Annotated in this window: 13 protein-coding genes and 1 tRNA gene; 7 read left to right on the plus strand and 7 right to left on the minus strand. The window is 41.2% G+C overall.

The window, feature by feature from the left end:
- Nucleotides 1-98 precede the first annotated feature (98 nt).
- On the plus strand, nt 99-2,510 hold the full coding sequence (locus tag ACO06Y_RS05355; protein ID WP_422082799.1) for an outer membrane beta-barrel protein: 2,412 nt from the start codon (nt 99-101) through the stop codon (nt 2,508-2,510).
- A 126-nt stretch (nt 2,511-2,636) separates the two neighbouring features.
- Here ACO06Y_RS05355 and ACO06Y_RS05360 read toward each other — a convergent pair whose 3' ends face one another.
- Entirely contained in the window at nt 2,637-2,900 is a 264-nt protein-coding gene (locus tag ACO06Y_RS05360) for a hypothetical protein (protein ID WP_422082800.1), read from the minus strand.
- A 16-nt stretch (nt 2,901-2,916) separates the two neighbouring features.
- Entirely contained in the window at nt 2,917-3,777 is an 861-nt protein-coding gene (locus ACO06Y_RS05365) for a hypothetical protein (RefSeq protein WP_422082801.1), read from the minus strand.
- A gap of 162 nt (nt 3,778-3,939) precedes the next feature.
- On the opposite strand from ACO06Y_RS05365, the gene dusB reads away from it, so the two are divergent.
- Nucleotides 3,940-4,935: a tRNA dihydrouridine synthase DusB gene (dusB, locus tag ACO06Y_RS05370; protein ID WP_422082802.1), complete on the plus strand. Its 996-nt coding sequence runs from the start codon at nt 3,940-3,942 to the stop codon at nt 4,933-4,935.
- Here dusB and ACO06Y_RS05375 read toward each other — a convergent pair.
- Nucleotides 4,932-6,137 (minus strand): ABC transporter permease, encoded by a 1,206-nt coding sequence (locus ACO06Y_RS05375; RefSeq protein WP_422082803.1) that lies wholly within the window; start codon nt 6,135-6,137, stop codon nt 4,932-4,934. The genes dusB and ACO06Y_RS05375 overlap by 4 nt on opposite strands.
- Before the next feature lie 2 nt (nt 6,138-6,139).
- The gene (rbfA, locus tag ACO06Y_RS05380) at nt 6,140-6,532 is read right to left on the minus strand and encodes a 30S ribosome-binding factor RbfA (protein WP_422082804.1); all 393 of its coding nucleotides are present in this window, start codon (nt 6,530-6,532) and stop codon (nt 6,140-6,142) included.
- A 113-nt stretch (nt 6,533-6,645) separates the two neighbouring features.
- On the opposite strand from rbfA, the gene mce reads away from it, so the two are divergent.
- Nucleotides 6,646-7,053, plus strand: a complete 408-nt coding sequence (mce, locus tag ACO06Y_RS05385) for a methylmalonyl-CoA epimerase (protein ID WP_422084238.1) — start codon at nt 6,646-6,648, stop codon at nt 7,051-7,053.
- A 38-nt stretch (nt 7,054-7,091) separates the two neighbouring features.
- Here the strand turns inward: mce and ACO06Y_RS05390 are convergent, their stop codons facing one another.
- Nucleotides 7,092-9,464, minus strand: coding sequence for a glycoside hydrolase family 65 protein (locus tag ACO06Y_RS05390; protein WP_422082805.1), 2,373 nt, complete (start codon nt 9,462-9,464; stop codon nt 7,092-7,094).
- Nucleotides 9,465-10,194: 730 nt separating this feature from the next.
- Here ACO06Y_RS05390 and ACO06Y_RS05395 point away from each other — a divergent pair.
- Nucleotides 10,195-10,268 (plus strand) — tRNA-Ile (locus tag ACO06Y_RS05395).
- A gap of 293 nt (nt 10,269-10,561) precedes the next feature.
- Here the strand turns inward: ACO06Y_RS05395 and ACO06Y_RS05400 are convergent.
- Together ACO06Y_RS05400 and ACO06Y_RS05405 are read right to left on the minus strand one after the other, a co-directional pair.
- A complete protein-coding gene (locus tag ACO06Y_RS05400; protein ID WP_422082806.1) occupies nt 10,562-10,759 on the minus strand; it encodes a hypothetical protein in 198 nt (65 codons plus the stop codon).
- A 15-nt stretch (nt 10,760-10,774) separates the two neighbouring features.
- Entirely contained in the window at nt 10,775-11,227 is a 453-nt protein-coding gene (locus tag ACO06Y_RS05405; protein ID WP_422082807.1) for a JAB domain-containing protein, read from the minus strand.
- Nucleotides 11,228-11,601: 374 nt separating this feature from the next.
- Here ACO06Y_RS05405 and ACO06Y_RS05410 point away from each other — a divergent pair, with 374 nt between their 5' ends.
- Genes ACO06Y_RS05410 through ACO06Y_RS05420 form a run of 3 tightly spaced genes read left to right on the plus strand, consistent with a single transcriptional unit; the run spans nt 11,602 to nt 14,398 of the window.
- Nucleotides 11,602-12,762: a hypothetical protein gene (locus tag ACO06Y_RS05410; RefSeq protein WP_422082808.1), complete on the plus strand. Its 1,161-nt coding sequence runs from the start codon at nt 11,602-11,604 to the stop codon at nt 12,760-12,762.
- A 31-nt stretch (nt 12,763-12,793) separates the two neighbouring features.
- Nucleotides 12,794-13,486: a hypothetical protein gene (locus ACO06Y_RS05415; RefSeq protein WP_422082809.1), complete on the plus strand. Its 693-nt coding sequence runs from the start codon at nt 12,794-12,796 to the stop codon at nt 13,484-13,486.
- 51 nt (nt 13,487-13,537) lie between these two features.
- A complete protein-coding gene (locus ACO06Y_RS05420) occupies nt 13,538-14,398 on the plus strand; it encodes a hypothetical protein (protein ID WP_422082810.1) in 861 nt (286 codons plus the stop codon).

The raw sequence follows: 14,398 nt of genomic DNA on the forward strand, positions 1-14,398 counted from the left end.
AGGGGCCGTATACCGTTTACAAAGGGTACAAAAGATTGTGTTTTTTGTAAAGGAGAGCACAATATTTTAGTAGATTTGGTATTCAACCCAAACTTTAAGTGAGACGTGCACCCCTTCTTTTGATATTGTTTCTGCTGTGCCCTATTCCCTTCTTGGCACAGGAACATTCCGTTTCCGGAACGGTTAGGGACGGGAATGGCCAAGTGGTGTCCTACGCCAATGTCTTTCTTTTGCAACCCTCGGATTCTACCATTATAAAGGGAACCTCGGCAGATGAGAAGGGCCAGTTTGTCTTGAACAATGTGTCTTCCGGAACCTATCTTCTAAAGGCAAGTTATATCGGAAACGTCTCAAGGGCAATAGGAATCGATATTTCAAGGGATGTCAAAATTGGGGCGTTGATCATTGATCAAAATGTTGAAGTTTTGCAGGAAGTAGTCGTTACTTCCAAACAACCCGTAATGGAACGCAAAGCGGATCGTTTGGTCTTTAATGTTGAGAACACGGTGGTGTCCCAAGGAAGCTCCTGGGAAGTCCTACAACGGACTCCGGGCGTTATTACGGTACAAGAGGAACTTCAGGTGCGCAATCAGCAGGCCGTAGTGTATATCAATGACCGGAGGTCCCGTTTAGCGACCGATGAACTTAAGGACCTATTGGAGAATTATCCGGGACAGCATATACAATCCGTTGAAATTATCAACAATCCTCCCGCAAGGTATGATGCCGAGGGCGGGCCGGTCATTAATATCGTGACCAGCAAAAACATATCCTTGGGCTATAAAGGGAATGTCAACGGCAGTTACACGCAAGCAGTTTTTCCTAAATATACCTTGGGCACGGCCCATTTTTATAAGACGGAAAAACTGAACGTTTTTACCTCGTATTCCATGGGCCCCAGAAAAGACTTCAAGGGGTTGGAAAATCAGGTTAATTTTATGGATTCCAATGGTATTTTTTCCAGATGGGACACGGATTTTGATCGGACTACCAAAGTTACCACACACAACGCGCTTCTAAATGTGGACTATGGCTTTGATTCCCGGAACGAGATAAGTTTTGCGGGATCCTTTTTAAAATCCCCTGATAAGAGCTTCGATAATTTTCAATACACTGAAATTCGGAACGCCGCTCGGGTTTTGGATTCGACCTTTACGACCCAAAGCGATTTATTGGAAAACCAGGACAATTTCTCGGGAGATCTGACCTATACCCATGACTTTAAAAACTATGGGAATTTTAAACTGAATGGTCATTATACCCGGTTTAGCCTGGACAGGACCCAGGACGCGCAATCGGATTATTTTGATCCTCAAGGGCAGTTTATCCGTAGGTTTTCCTTCTTTACAGAGGCCGAACAGCTGGTAAAGATCTATACCGCCCAAGTGGATCTGACCTCCACTTTGGGCAGCGTTAATCTGGAGACGGGCCTAAAAGGATCGTTTATCGACTCCCAAAGCGGGCAGGAATATTTTGATATACAGAACAATGTCCCCATACCAAACCCCGGACTATCTGACAATTATCTCTATGATGAGCAGGTATATGCAGCCTATTTGGATCTGTCCAAGGACTGGGAAAAATGGAGTGTAAAATCCGGATTGCGTGCGGAGCATACCCTGAGTTCCGGCTTTTCCCGTGCCCTTTCGGAAATTAACGATTTGGAGTATTTTGAACTCTTCCCTTCATTGTATGTGCTGTACACGGCCAATGACAATCATAGTTTTGCCTTTGATTACTCACGGAAAGTAAACAGACCAAGATACGAGGATTTGAATCCCTTTAGATACTTTATCAATGAAAACAATTTTATTGAAGGAAACCCGGAACTGATACCTAGCTTTAGCCATAATTTCAATGTAAACTATACGCTAAAGGGCGAATTTTTCTTTGACATCTATTATCGGGATAATGGCCGTTACATTTCTACATTGAGCTTTCAGGACAATGAAAATCTGATTTTAAGGGATATAACGCAAAATGTATTGGAAAGTACCTCCTATGGATTTGATTTTAACTATGGTAAATCGGTTTTGGATTGGTGGTATCTGTACAGTTATATTTCAGTTTTTCATGAAGATGAAACCTTTGTGGCCTCGGAAAGCGACAATCAAATCGCCGTGAACGAAGTCGATGGGTTCTATATAGACCTTACCAACTACCTTACCCTTTCCAGGGATGGAACGTTTAAGGGAGAACTGGGATTCACCTATTTATCCGGATTTCTACAAGGATCCTATAAACAGGATGAAAGCACCCTTCTAACCTTGGGACTTAGAAAATCGTTTTGGGAAAAAAGAATGTTGCTTAGTTTACAGTTCAATGATATTTTGAACAAGTTCAATAGTAGGGTTACCTCCAGATATCTCAATCAGGATAATAGCTTTTTTGCAAGGCCCGAAACGCAGTATGTCCGCTTGGGACTTACCATTAATTTCGGGAATTTTAGGTTAGAGGATAACCAAAGGGAAGTCGACAAAATGGAACGGGATCGACTTGCCCCGGAATAGGAAAAGCTATTTTTTGATTCGAATAGTCTTTAGCCTTGACTTATCATGTATTAAAGGCTCATTTTAAGAGGCAAACGTAGAAAGTTACTAAACTTTTGATGCCTAAGAAAGGCTTAAAAACCAAACTTATTGACTACAATTACTTTCAGTTATTTCTTGAGCGGTTGGGTTAGACAAGTTTTTCTCAATTTCAATATCGGGCAGATTATTGGATAAGTTTTGCAGAAGAGGCTTTATTCCGCAAAAATCATTTAGCACAACGTTATCTGTAATACGGATGCGATTGTCAACATTAATGAGACTTTCAAGACCAGTTAATGATTCTAAAAGGGAATTATTTGATACGGTAAGTTGAAACCCAATTGACTCTATATTTTTCAAATCTGCCATGGTAGTTAACGATGGGTTACTTGTAATACCTAAAATTATTGTCACTTCTCTCAGGTTTTCCAGTCCTCTTAAGGGATACCAACGATTGGTTGCCATCTATGCTTAAGGATCGCACCGAGGATAAGCCCTCAAGGCCTTCTAATGATTTAAGCGAAGTATTGTCCGAAATGATGATCTCCCCTCCTATATCTTCAATATTTGACATACCCTCTATGGATTGTAGCATAACATTGTCCCGTATGGAAAGCTCTTGCCCTATGCTCACCAAACTGCCAAGCCCTGATAAGGATTCCAAACTTTGATTGTTCAAAATTTCAAATTCATTGGTAATAGATTGAAGCTGATCCAGACCGGTCAAGGATTTCAAATTTTGATTAGCGAGGATTCTGGCCTTAAACCTGATATTGGTTATACTACCAAGTCCTACTAGGCTTGTCAATTGGTCATTGTCTACAATATCCAAGGTGCCGATTTCGGTAATATTTTGAAGACTTTCTATGGATTCCAGCACTTCGTTATCGCTTATAAAAATATTGTTGATATATGATTCGACACTGTCCAGCCCGGAAAGTGTTTTCAAATTGGGGCAATTGATTACAGATATGGCAAAGGAGGATTTCAGGGTACTCAAAGGCAGAAGGCTTTCAATGGTTTCTCCTTCAATTCGCAAAGACCCGGATATCCCGGTATACATGGATTCTCCAAATAAATCTACTTCTTCTTGGGTGGCAAATAAGACATCGCCTTCAAAAACTTTTTCCCCAATCTCTTCTTCCGGAGGTTTTTGTTGCTCTGCTGGAGGTGTTGTAGGCTCTTCGCTTTTGGAGCAACTGAGTAAAAACAAAGAAAGGATAAATAAAAGAAGGGAACTTTTCATTTGGATAAATATGGTTGATTATTTACTAAGACTAAAGTAAGGTATCATTTCAATAAACACCAATAATTTCTTTATTGGACTTAACTTTATCGACTGTTAATAAAATTATTGGGTACGGGTGGATTTGCTTAATTTTGACTCCCCAAAAGAACTCTAAAGGATATGCCCAAAATAGGAGACATACAATTGCCGGATTTCCCCTTGTTGCTCGCTCCCATGGAGGATGTAAGTGACCCGCCCTTTCGTGCGCTGTGCAAGGAACAGGGAGCCGATGTGGTCTATACCGAATTTATTTCCTCGGAAGGTTTGATCCGTGATGCAGCCAAGAGCGTTATGAAGTTGGATATTTACGAGAAGGAACGGCCTGTGGGGATACAGATTTTTGGGGCCAACCTGGACTCCATGTTACGCTCCGTGGAGATTGTGGAAAAGTCAAATCCGGATATTATCGATATTAATTTTGGTTGCCCAGTAAAGAAAGTGGTCTGTAAAGGCGCTGGGGCAGGTATTCTTAAGGATATTGACAAAATGGTCTCCCTTACCAAGGCCATGGTACAGCACACGAAACTTCCCGTAACCGTAAAGACCCGTCTGGGCTGGGACCAGGACTCCATTAAAATCGTGGAGGTGGCAGAGCGCTTGCAGGATGTGGGTTGCCAGGCCATTGCCATTCATGGGCGTACCAGGGCGCAGATGTATAAAGGCGAGGCCGATTGGCGACCTATTGCCGAAGTGAAGAACAATTCCCGAATGCATATCCCTGTATTTGGCAACGGGGATGTGGATTCTCCCGAGGCCGCGGTACGTATGCGGGATGAATTTGGCCTGGACGGGGCCATGATCGGAAGGGCCAGTATTGGCTATCCGTGGTTTTTCAAGGAAGTGAAACACTATTTTAAAACGGGAACACACCTCTTACCACCTACTATGGAGGAGCGCGTGGACGCTGCCCGCCGCCATTTGCAGATGGCCATCGAATGGAAAGGGGAGAAATTGGGTGTTTTTGAAACTCGCCGCCACTATACAAATTATTTTAGGGGGATTCCCCATTTTAAGGAGTATCGCATGAAAATGGTAACCAGTGATGATTCCGCCGATGTCTTCGCCGCATTTGATGAGGTATTGGAAAAATTCGGCGATTTTGAGTTTGCCCACTAAGGTGCAATGAGCTTTTTTGTAATTCGGCTGCTGGCAATTTTAGAGGCAATGATTCCCAAGACCACTATGGTCGCCAAAACCACCATTACGTTCATCATATTATATTCCACAGGGTATGCCAGCGATGGCGTAATCTTTAACCATCCAAAAAAGAGCTGGGACCAAATCAATAGGGATCCGAGCAGGACACCGATCAATCCGCCGGCAGTGGTTACGATTACCCCTTGTACAAAATAGATGCTTCGGAGCTCCTTAAGGGTGGTCCCTAAACTAAAAAGAGTCTTTGAATTCTGCTGTTTGTCCAAAATCATCATGATGATGGCCCCGACCACATTGAAAAGTGCGATAATCAGCACTAAGGTAAAGATGAGATAGGTTGCCAAATTTTCGGTATTTAACATGCGGTGCAAGGTGGTGTGGAGTTCTTGACGGTTCTTGACAACAATTTCAGGGCCCATTACCTCATCAATCTTTTTTCGAACAGCGACAACATCCGCTTTTGGATTAAGCTTAAAGTTAACGCCCGAAATCTGTGTGCTGTCCTTTTCGAAAAGGGCCTGTGCCAAGGACAGGTCGGCAAACACATAGGTATTGTCCAAATTTTCCTCAACACTATAGGTGCCACTGACGAAGAAAGGCAAGGCATTGTACAGATTTTCTGGTCTCGATTGGGATATGCCCCCTTTTCCAGGTTTAAAGGCGATAATTTCCAAGGGATTCCCAAACGGATTTATCGTTATTCCCAACTGATTGACGATTCCTATTCCGGCTACGCCCCGTTGTTTATCAAGGGCCCAATTCCCATAATAGACGGTACTGTCCACATATGTCACTTTGGTATAGTTGGAATCCACACCCTTAACCGAAGCCGTAGTGAATTTTTCCTTATGGGTCAACAATACCTGTTCTTCCAGTTCCTTGGAGAGGGTTACAATTCCGTTGATTTCTTCCAAGGCCCTTTCCTGTTCGGGTGAAATCGAAAAGAATTTTCCGTAGGCCGGAACCGCCTTTAGGTCGGGATCAAAAGTATCGCTAAAGGAAAGGCTAAAGGTTTTTAAGCCGGCAAAACCGGAAAGCACTATGAACAAGGCCGCAGAGCCGATGACAATGACAAAAAAGGTAATGAAATTGATAATGTTCACCGCATTCTGGCTGCTTTTTGAACGGATGTAACGTTTGGCGATATAGAGCGGAAAGTTCAATCCTACAGTTTTTTGCGCTTATCCAATAAGTCCCTATTCTCTATGGGATTTTCGCCATGTTTGAGGGATTTGTCGATATTTTCGATATAATCCAGGGAGTCGTCCACAAAAAATGACAGTTCGGGAATTCTCCGTAACTGATGGCGCGTACGTTGGGCCAGCTCATGTTTGATCAAAGGTTCGTTGGATTTGATTCCGTCCAGCAATTCCTCGGAATCCGTATTCGGAAAAATACTCAAATATACTTTGGCCATGGAAAGATCTACGGTGACGGACACTTTGGTCACCGAAATCAGGACACCGCTCAATCCGCCATCGATAGCCGCACGCTGTAAGATGTCGGCAATATCCTTTTGAATGATGCCTGCAATTTTTTTCTGACGCTGTGATTCCATGATGCAAAAGTAGGCCTTTTATGACTTTCCTCATCATTTGGTACCTTTAGAACCCCTAATTTTGGCCTCTAGAACGAGAAAAGCAATGATTTAACAAAAGCATTTATAGTATGATGGACAAAATAGAACATATTGGGATAGCGGTAAAGGATTTGAACCACTCCAACGAGCTTTTTGAGAAACTTTTTGGCAAACCGGCCTATAAGCTGGAAGAAGTGGCCTCGGAGGGCGTTCGCACCTCTTTTTTTGAATCGGGCCCCAATAAAATTGAATTGTTGGAGGGAACCAACGAGAATAGCCCCATCACTAAGTTCATCGAAAAAAAGGGGGAAGGCATACATCACATTGCCTTTGCGGTGGACGATATCGTTTCTGAGATAGCCCGATTAAAGGAGGAGGGGTTCATTGTACTGAACGAAACCCCAAAAAAGGGAGCGGACAATAAGCTGGTCGCTTTTTTGCATCCCAAGACCTCCAATGGGGTATTGGTAGAGTTGTGCCAGGATGCAACGGCTGGTTAAAAAAAGAAGGTTTTAAAATACCCTAAGCTTCCATTCGATTATTCGGATTCGTTTACTATTAGGGATTTGGTCTTTGAAGGGTGCTTTTTGGTCAGATGTATGGCCTCCTCGGCATGATGGATGGTGAGGTCGTCACCCTTTTTGAGTGAATACGTTACCGCATCTTTCTGGATTAGTATTTCAAGCAATTGCCCACGTATCATCAACGGAAAACGAACCTCTTGGACCTTTGGGGGCATCTTGGGATTGAAGGATATCATTCCGCCATAATCCCGCAAACCGGCCAAACCGTAAACGACGGCCATCCAAGTGCCACCCATAGATGCAATATGTGCCCCGTCCTTAACGTTGCCTCCGACATCCGCCAGATCCATCCAGGCAGCATATTTTATGAGCTCCATAGCCCTATCCAAATACCCCAGTTCAAATGCCAGGATACTGTAGACGCAAGAAGAGAGGGAGGAATCTCCTGTGGTCAATGGGTCGTAATAATCAAAATTCCGTTTTTTCTGCGCCGATGAAAATTCGTGCCCCAGAAGGAACATACCCATAACAACATCCGCTTGTTTAATCACCTGGAAACGGTATATGACCAAGGGGTGGTAATGGAGCAGCAATGGATAATGCTCTTTGGGGGTGTTTTCAAAGTCCCATATCTCCTTTTTAAGAAATTCGTCGTCCTGCGGATGTATCCCTTTTTCAGCATCATAGGGGATATACATTTTTTGTGCGATGTTTTCCCATTCATCGATTTCGGCATTGATTAGGCCGGTTTCCTTGGCCAAGGCCTCAAAACGTTCCGGATTCTTCCCTTGAAGGAGTTTCAGGCTCTCAACGGCATAGCGCAAATTCTCACGGGCCATCATATTTGTAAAGGCATTGTTATTGACGATGGCCGTATATTCATCGGGCCCGGTTACCCCATGGATGTGAAACTCGTCCTTGCCATTGTGGGAATAAAAACCCAAATCGGCCCATAAGCGCGCTGTCTCGATCAGCATTTCAGCGCCATAGTCAAAAAGAAACTCCTCATCACCCGTAACTTCAACATATTTCCTTAGGGCATACATAATATCAGCATTGATATGGTATTGTGCCGTTCCTGCGGCGAAAAAGGCGGAGGCCTCATCTCCGGTAATCGTTCTCCATGGAAAGAGTGCGCCTTTCTGATTCAATTCCCCAGCACGCTTTCTCGCCTTATCGAGAAGGCTATAACGAAAGCGCAACAGATTCTTTGCGACTTTGGGTGAGGTATATATCAAAAAGGGCATGAGATAGATTTCCGTATCCCAGAAGTAATGCCCTTCATAAGCCTCTCCGGTAAGCCCCCGAGGCCCGATTCCTGTGCCTTCCACTCGCGCTGACGCCTGCAGGATATGAAAAAGATTAAAGCGAAGACATTGTTGTGTTCGCTTGTCATTGTACAAGTTCGCCTTAAGGTCGCAACGCGACCAAAAGCCATCCATGAAGTGCCGTTGTCCCTGCATCAATTTATCAAACCCTTCCTGCAACATGGAGTCCAGTGAACGTTCGGCCCGCCCGCAAAGCTCGACAACCGGAGAACTTCGCGACGTATGATAGACCATATACTTGATTAAACGGAACGACTCTTGTGGTTGCGCATGCACCGTATATACGATCTTTGCCGAATCTTCGTAGCATTCATTTTTATACGAATAGCTGTTTTCAGTTTGAATCTCGTGGTCCACACCACAGGCGATGGTCATTTTGCTCGTGTGCACCTCGTGCCCGAGGAGCACTCTCTGTTGGTTTACCCGGTTTACCCGTGGTACAAAAACACTGTGATTAAATTTGCGGGACTTCCTGGGATCCTTCGAATCATCATTATCGTTCATATCCTCTGTGGGACAACGCATTTTGGAGGAAACGATCAATTTGGCAGGGGCATTGAGAACCTTTACCTCGTAGCAGATCGCAGCTACGTGGCGATGTTCAAAGGAGACGATTCGGGTAGCATTGATGGAAACCTGTTTGCCAGAGGCCGTCTCCCAAAGGATTTCCCGATGTAATGCCCCTTCCTTCATATCGAGTACCCGTCTGTAGGATTTAAGGTCGGCCGTGGGAAGGTAGAATGGTTCGTCATCCACATAGAGCCTGATTACTTTGCTATCGGTGACATTCAGCATAGTCTGGCCCGTCTTGGCGAAACCATAGGCACTTTCACCGTATTGGATAGGCCATTGTTCATGAAAGCCATTGATATAGGTGCCCCGCTGGATTACGGGTGTGCCTTCCTCGTGATTGCCCCGAAAGCCCAAGTAGCCGTTTCCCGTGGCAAAAACGGTCTCATCCTGGGCGAGATATTTAGGCGCGAACTTCTTTTGGATGATTTTCCAATCATCTAAAGGATAAATATGCTCCGGAGGAAGTGTAATCTTTTTCTTTATCACGCATATTCCATTTTTACCCGCCTGCCGCAGCTCGGGCTTTTTGCCGTGCCGGTGAACGAATTATCCTCAGATCGATTCATACTTGGAAACGGGTTTTTGGCAAAGACGCTGAACATAATTGTATTAAGGGCAGGTAGGTGTACGCTCCCAAAAAAACCAAGATAGCAATAATTTGATATATTCATTTTTATCATTTTGATTCTTCTTACAAACGTATTGCGTTTTAAAGAAATTTTTCTCCCTGACCATGGTGGGCGAAGTTAAGGGATTTATGTGATGTAAGCATAACATCAATGTTAACATAACGGGATATGCCTGCGTTGCTATCAGGACTGGAAAATATGGGCGCGGGAAAGATCATATAGTGGCATAAGCGTCCGAAAGTTGGACATAAGACCGCTTCGCTTCAAGACATAAGAACAAAGACTTTTTAATTTTTAACAGTTTAAAAAGTACACAGTTCGTAAAAATAGGTTTTGCGGCCAAAAGGATATTCTTTTGGATTCCAGCGGTTTAAGAGAACCAAAAATTTATAACATCCTGATTTTCTTTGACCTAATCTCTATACTCAAGCAGTAAAACGGTCTAGTTTCAAAAGTTTCGGATGTCTATGATAGAGGAGTTAAGAATAGGGCCGGGTCAGTTGCATCCTCGGGAAAATAGTAGTAATATTGCACACTCTTTTTTGTGAAGGCAAAGAGGGTTTCTTTGAAGCCGCCAGCACCAAAACGGTCCTATAGCTCAGTTGGTTAGAGCACCTGACTCATAATCAGGGGGTCCCTGGTTCGAGCCCAGGTGGGACCACTTAAAACCCTTGTAAACAGTTGGTTTACAGGGGTTTTATTATTTTTAAGGCTACGAATAGGGCTACGTTTGTTTTCAATGCTGTTATCAGGTGAAATTGTCATGTTGCTCAAAGCTAAAATGCTCATATAAAGGTTTTTACGGTATTTTTTGAATTTTCTTGTTTGGTTATTCCTGTACTTTTGAAGGCTCCTTAAATCACTTAGGAACGGCTCTATAGCGTTGTTGAATAGTTGTAGCTTGAAACCAAATCGACAATCAGAAAGCGTGATTTTTTGTGAAAGTTTAAAGAGCTAAAGACGGAATGAATACTTGTAACAATATAAATTTCTGATAGCTTCTTCCTTCAACAAGGTTTCCAAAGCGATTCCATTTTCATCTGAATACTTTTTCAATGCTTTCCCAATTTGGGTTTGTATATCTGCTTTGGATTTGGTCAACAATCGTTCCTGGGCTTCTTGGCTAAGGTCGTTGTAATTCAATTGTATCATGTTGTAGTGTTTAGATTAAAAAAGGATTCCGGTATCTGAAAAGCTGAAGTATGAGCCATCGGGAGCCAATATGATATGATCCAAGATTTTGATATCAAAAAGTTTTGAGGCCTCATGTATTTTCTTGGTGATTTCCTTATCCGTTGCGCTTGGCTTTAGTGTGCCACTAGGGTGGTTGTGGCAAATAATCGCTGACACAGCCAGTGTCTTTAACAAAACCGCAAACAAAATGCGGATATCGACCAATGTTCCCGTTATGCCACCCTGTGAAATCTGATAGATTCCCTTTGCTTTGTTGGCGTTGTTCAAGAGCAGCACTTTAAAACATTCATTCAGTCCAATGGTGTCCGGGTTCCAATGGTCGTACAACACTTTAGCAGCATCACCTGATGAGTTTATTTTCTTCCAAAACGTAGGGGGTATCTCGTGTCGATAGCTTACCTCAACTTCGTTTATAGCGTGAATCATATTCCTTGGGCGTTATTCAAACAAATAATTGACTATCAGTAATTTAAACTACTTTAAGATACGCCCAAGCGATGGGATTTCCGCCCAAAACTTGGCAAAAAATGGCATTTGACTTCTTTCTCCCTATCCACAAAAAAGTGCCCGACAGGGCACTCTATTTTAAACCAAATTGTCTTGCGTTGTAACGGCAATTTACCTTGCCAAATATTGAATATTCAGCTAATTAGAGATATGTGAGAATATCTCAATATTACAACTCCGATTATGTAATCTTCATAGGATTAGATTAGAAATAAAGACTAAAAAAAATACATTTGTAATATAAGTAAAGTAGTACATTCTTACTCTTTTGATAGCATTTAAAGATTTAGCAAATGAGCGAAAAACTATCGCACTTATCGAATGATGAGATATTAGAATTAATTGAAAGATATTATAGTAAAGAAAAGGTTTCGAATCTTATAAGTGATTATAAACTAGATTTACGGCCGAGCCAACTCGTCAGACACTTGCCTCCAGAAGTTTTGGATACCAAATGTACTTACTGTGAAGTAAACCTTATCAAGCCAAGATTACCTAGGGATTATCAATCTTGGAAAATGGTTCTCGAATATTGCCCTAGCTGTGGACATGAAGAGGGTGGGTTCTGTTCATGTAAGAACTGCAAGGCTATCGAGTGGTATCATCAAGATAGAGAACGGCAAGAAAAACAAGATTTTTTGGATATATGGCTAAATCATGAAGATGAAGAAAAAATTGAGTTGGAAGATTTAACATTTACCGAAAAAGTCTATCTAGGAGCTTTATTGAGAGAGGGAATTTCAGAAGACTATAATTACATCAAACCTATTGAAAGTTTCATAAGCCCTTTAACACCTACCTACGAATTCCGTTCAGAAATAATCAATACTTTAAGCGATATAGGTTCAATTGTAATTCATCATAGTACAGATTCAGAATTCATTGAAATAGTAGATTATGAAGAAGGAAACTATCGATATTATCCTTATAAAGTTAAATGGGCATTAAATATAAGGTCCAGAGAACTGAACAAGGTACCCTTGGTAGAATCCATAATCAATCCTTCAGAAATTCAAGAAACCGATTATGATGAGGCTTTCCTTTTATGGAAGAAAATAGCATTATATGAATCAATTGAATACTTCGAACATAGTGTAAACAACATTTTAGGGATTGACTACAACATTGGAGAAAAAACCAGAACAGTATTAAATGATTTAACAAACGACTTTTCCGTCTCTCAGATATATGGAATTTTATATAGATCTACAAACAATGCCCTTCGATTTCAGGCAGAAAGAGGTGTATCTATGAAACATGCATCGAATACCATTGTTGGCAATGCACAAAGTTTTGCCGAAAGAGCGCGAATCAACAAATGGGAATTGCAAAAATATAATCGTATTAAGAACTTACCTCAAAGTGCATTGAGCAGATTCTTCTTCGAACGAATTATCAAAATTGGGTTTGATGGTTTTAACGAAATACCAGATTTATCAAGAATAAGAAATTAAACTTTGCCCATAATTTTAAGGATTGAATAGAATGCCAGTTCACACGAAGAAAATTTACGGTGACGTCACCCCACAAAGTGTTGAAGATATTCTGCTAGCTGAATTACCTTCGAACGCTTGGTTAATAGACGAAACTATCAAATATGCAAAACAGCTAAATGACCACATATCAATATTGGAAGATTTACAGAACGTAAAAGAGCTGATTCAAGAATTAACGATTATCCGCAAACGAGAATTATCAAATAATACCGGAGAAAGAAGGTTGCTAAAAAGGGCATTGTTTACAAATGCCATAATAGGTTATGGGAGATGTTTTAATTATACCAAAAAAGGTGGGCGAAATTCCATTGATATAAAAATCATAAAAAAAGACTTTCCTGGACAAAACGGCATTAAGGTTAATGACCTGATTCGGTTTCATAAATATATTATTGGTTTAAGAAATTCGTTTGTAGCCCACGCTGACAAAAGCATCTATGAAACCGATAGGGCGCACATTGAATTTCAATATGATGGCTCTACATTAAACTCTATCTTTAGTCATTACTCTATCAAGGTATATAGCTTTGATGAGGTACAACTTAAAAACTTCTCAATACTAACAGATTTATTAGTGGTTAAAGTAGAAGAGAAAAAAAGCGCACTAGTAGATAAATTGAAGAGCGAAATCGGCGATAGCAAGCTTATAGATATAGGTTTTAAAATAGCAAAAAAGGTTTAAATAGAATTATTTTTCTTACTAACAAAAATCTGTATAGTTCAATCGTGTTTTATGGTAAAAGGAATTTGTGCTTTGTACGGCAATGAGACAGATTTAATGGAAAGCCACATCTTTCCAAAATTTGTAATCAAGCATACCAAAAAGACAGGCTCAAAGTTTTTAAGGAAATTGGTTGAACCCAATAAAAGAGAGCAAGATGGCATAAAACACCATTTGTTAAGTTTTAAAGCAGAGCAAGACTTTGCTGTACGGGAAAAATGGTTCGCAGAAAACATTTTTGAACCTTACCTGCAAGGGTATACAGAGCTAGACTATAATGAAAATCTCTATTATTTTTCGGTGTCATTTTTATGGAGGATTCTGTTGTCCGAATTTAAAACGACAGCAAATTTGAAGAATCAATGGTACTTCAAACTACTACAAGAAGTAGAAGAGGAATGGAAACTTTATTTACGGATCGGTACTATTCCTAGAAAGTTTCACAATGTAAATCTTTTTTTGACCGATAGGATTGAATCACATACTACAGATTTAAAAGGTGTCGACTTCTATTTTACCAGGGCCTTGGACGGAACAATTGTTACTGGCCCAAACCAAGAGCACTTAATACTGTATGGAAAGTTTAACAGGTTTATTTTTTGGAGTGTCATCAAAAGCCCTAAATATTTAGATGAACTTTATGATGTTGAAATTCACCCAAAAGGAGGCAATATTGAAATACCTCAACCATTGGAATATGAGCCGATAATAAATTTTATGACCAATCGCATAAAAAAAATTAGCGAGTTTGCTTTACCGAATGAAACACAACAAGATAGGATAGCACAAGAAATTATGAAGGATCCCGAAAGTTTTTGGAAATCTGATGTGGGTCAATCTTTATACAATGATAGATTTAATCTAGAAAAATAG

The organism is Ulvibacterium sp., assembly GCF_965228935.1.
Lineage (GTDB): Bacteria > Bacteroidota > Bacteroidia > Flavobacteriales > Flavobacteriaceae > Ulvibacterium.

Coding starts and splice junctions, on each gene's coding strand:
- ACO06Y_RS05360 (WP_422082800.1), bottom strand. CDS start 2,900: ATGGCAGATTTGAAAAATATAGAGTCAATTGGGTTTCAACTTACCGTA.
- ACO06Y_RS05365 (WP_422082801.1), bottom strand. CDS start 3,777: ATGAAAAGTTCCCTTCTTTTATTTATCCTTTCTTTGTTTTTACTCAGT.
- dusB (WP_422082802.1), top strand. CDS start 3,940: ATGCCCAAAATAGGAGACATACAATTGCCGGATTTCCCCTTGTTGCTC.
- rbfA (WP_422082804.1), bottom strand. CDS start 6,532: ATGGAATCACAGCGTCAGAAAAAAATTGCAGGCATCATTCAAAAGGAT.
- mce (WP_422084238.1), top strand. CDS start 6,646: ATGGACAAAATAGAACATATTGGGATAGCGGTAAAGGATTTGAACCAC.
- ACO06Y_RS05400 (WP_422082806.1), bottom strand. CDS start 10,759: ATGATACAATTGAATTACAACGACCTTAGCCAAGAAGCCCAGGAACGA.
- ACO06Y_RS05405 (WP_422082807.1), bottom strand. CDS start 11,227: ATGATTCACGCTATAAACGAAGTTGAGGTAAGCTATCGACACGAGATA.
- ACO06Y_RS05410 (WP_422082808.1), top strand. CDS start 11,602: ATGAGCGAAAAACTATCGCACTTATCGAATGATGAGATATTAGAATTA.
- ACO06Y_RS05415 (WP_422082809.1), top strand. CDS start 12,794: ATGCCAGTTCACACGAAGAAAATTTACGGTGACGTCACCCCACAAAGT.
- ACO06Y_RS05420 (WP_422082810.1), top strand. CDS start 13,538: ATGGTAAAAGGAATTTGTGCTTTGTACGGCAATGAGACAGATTTAATG.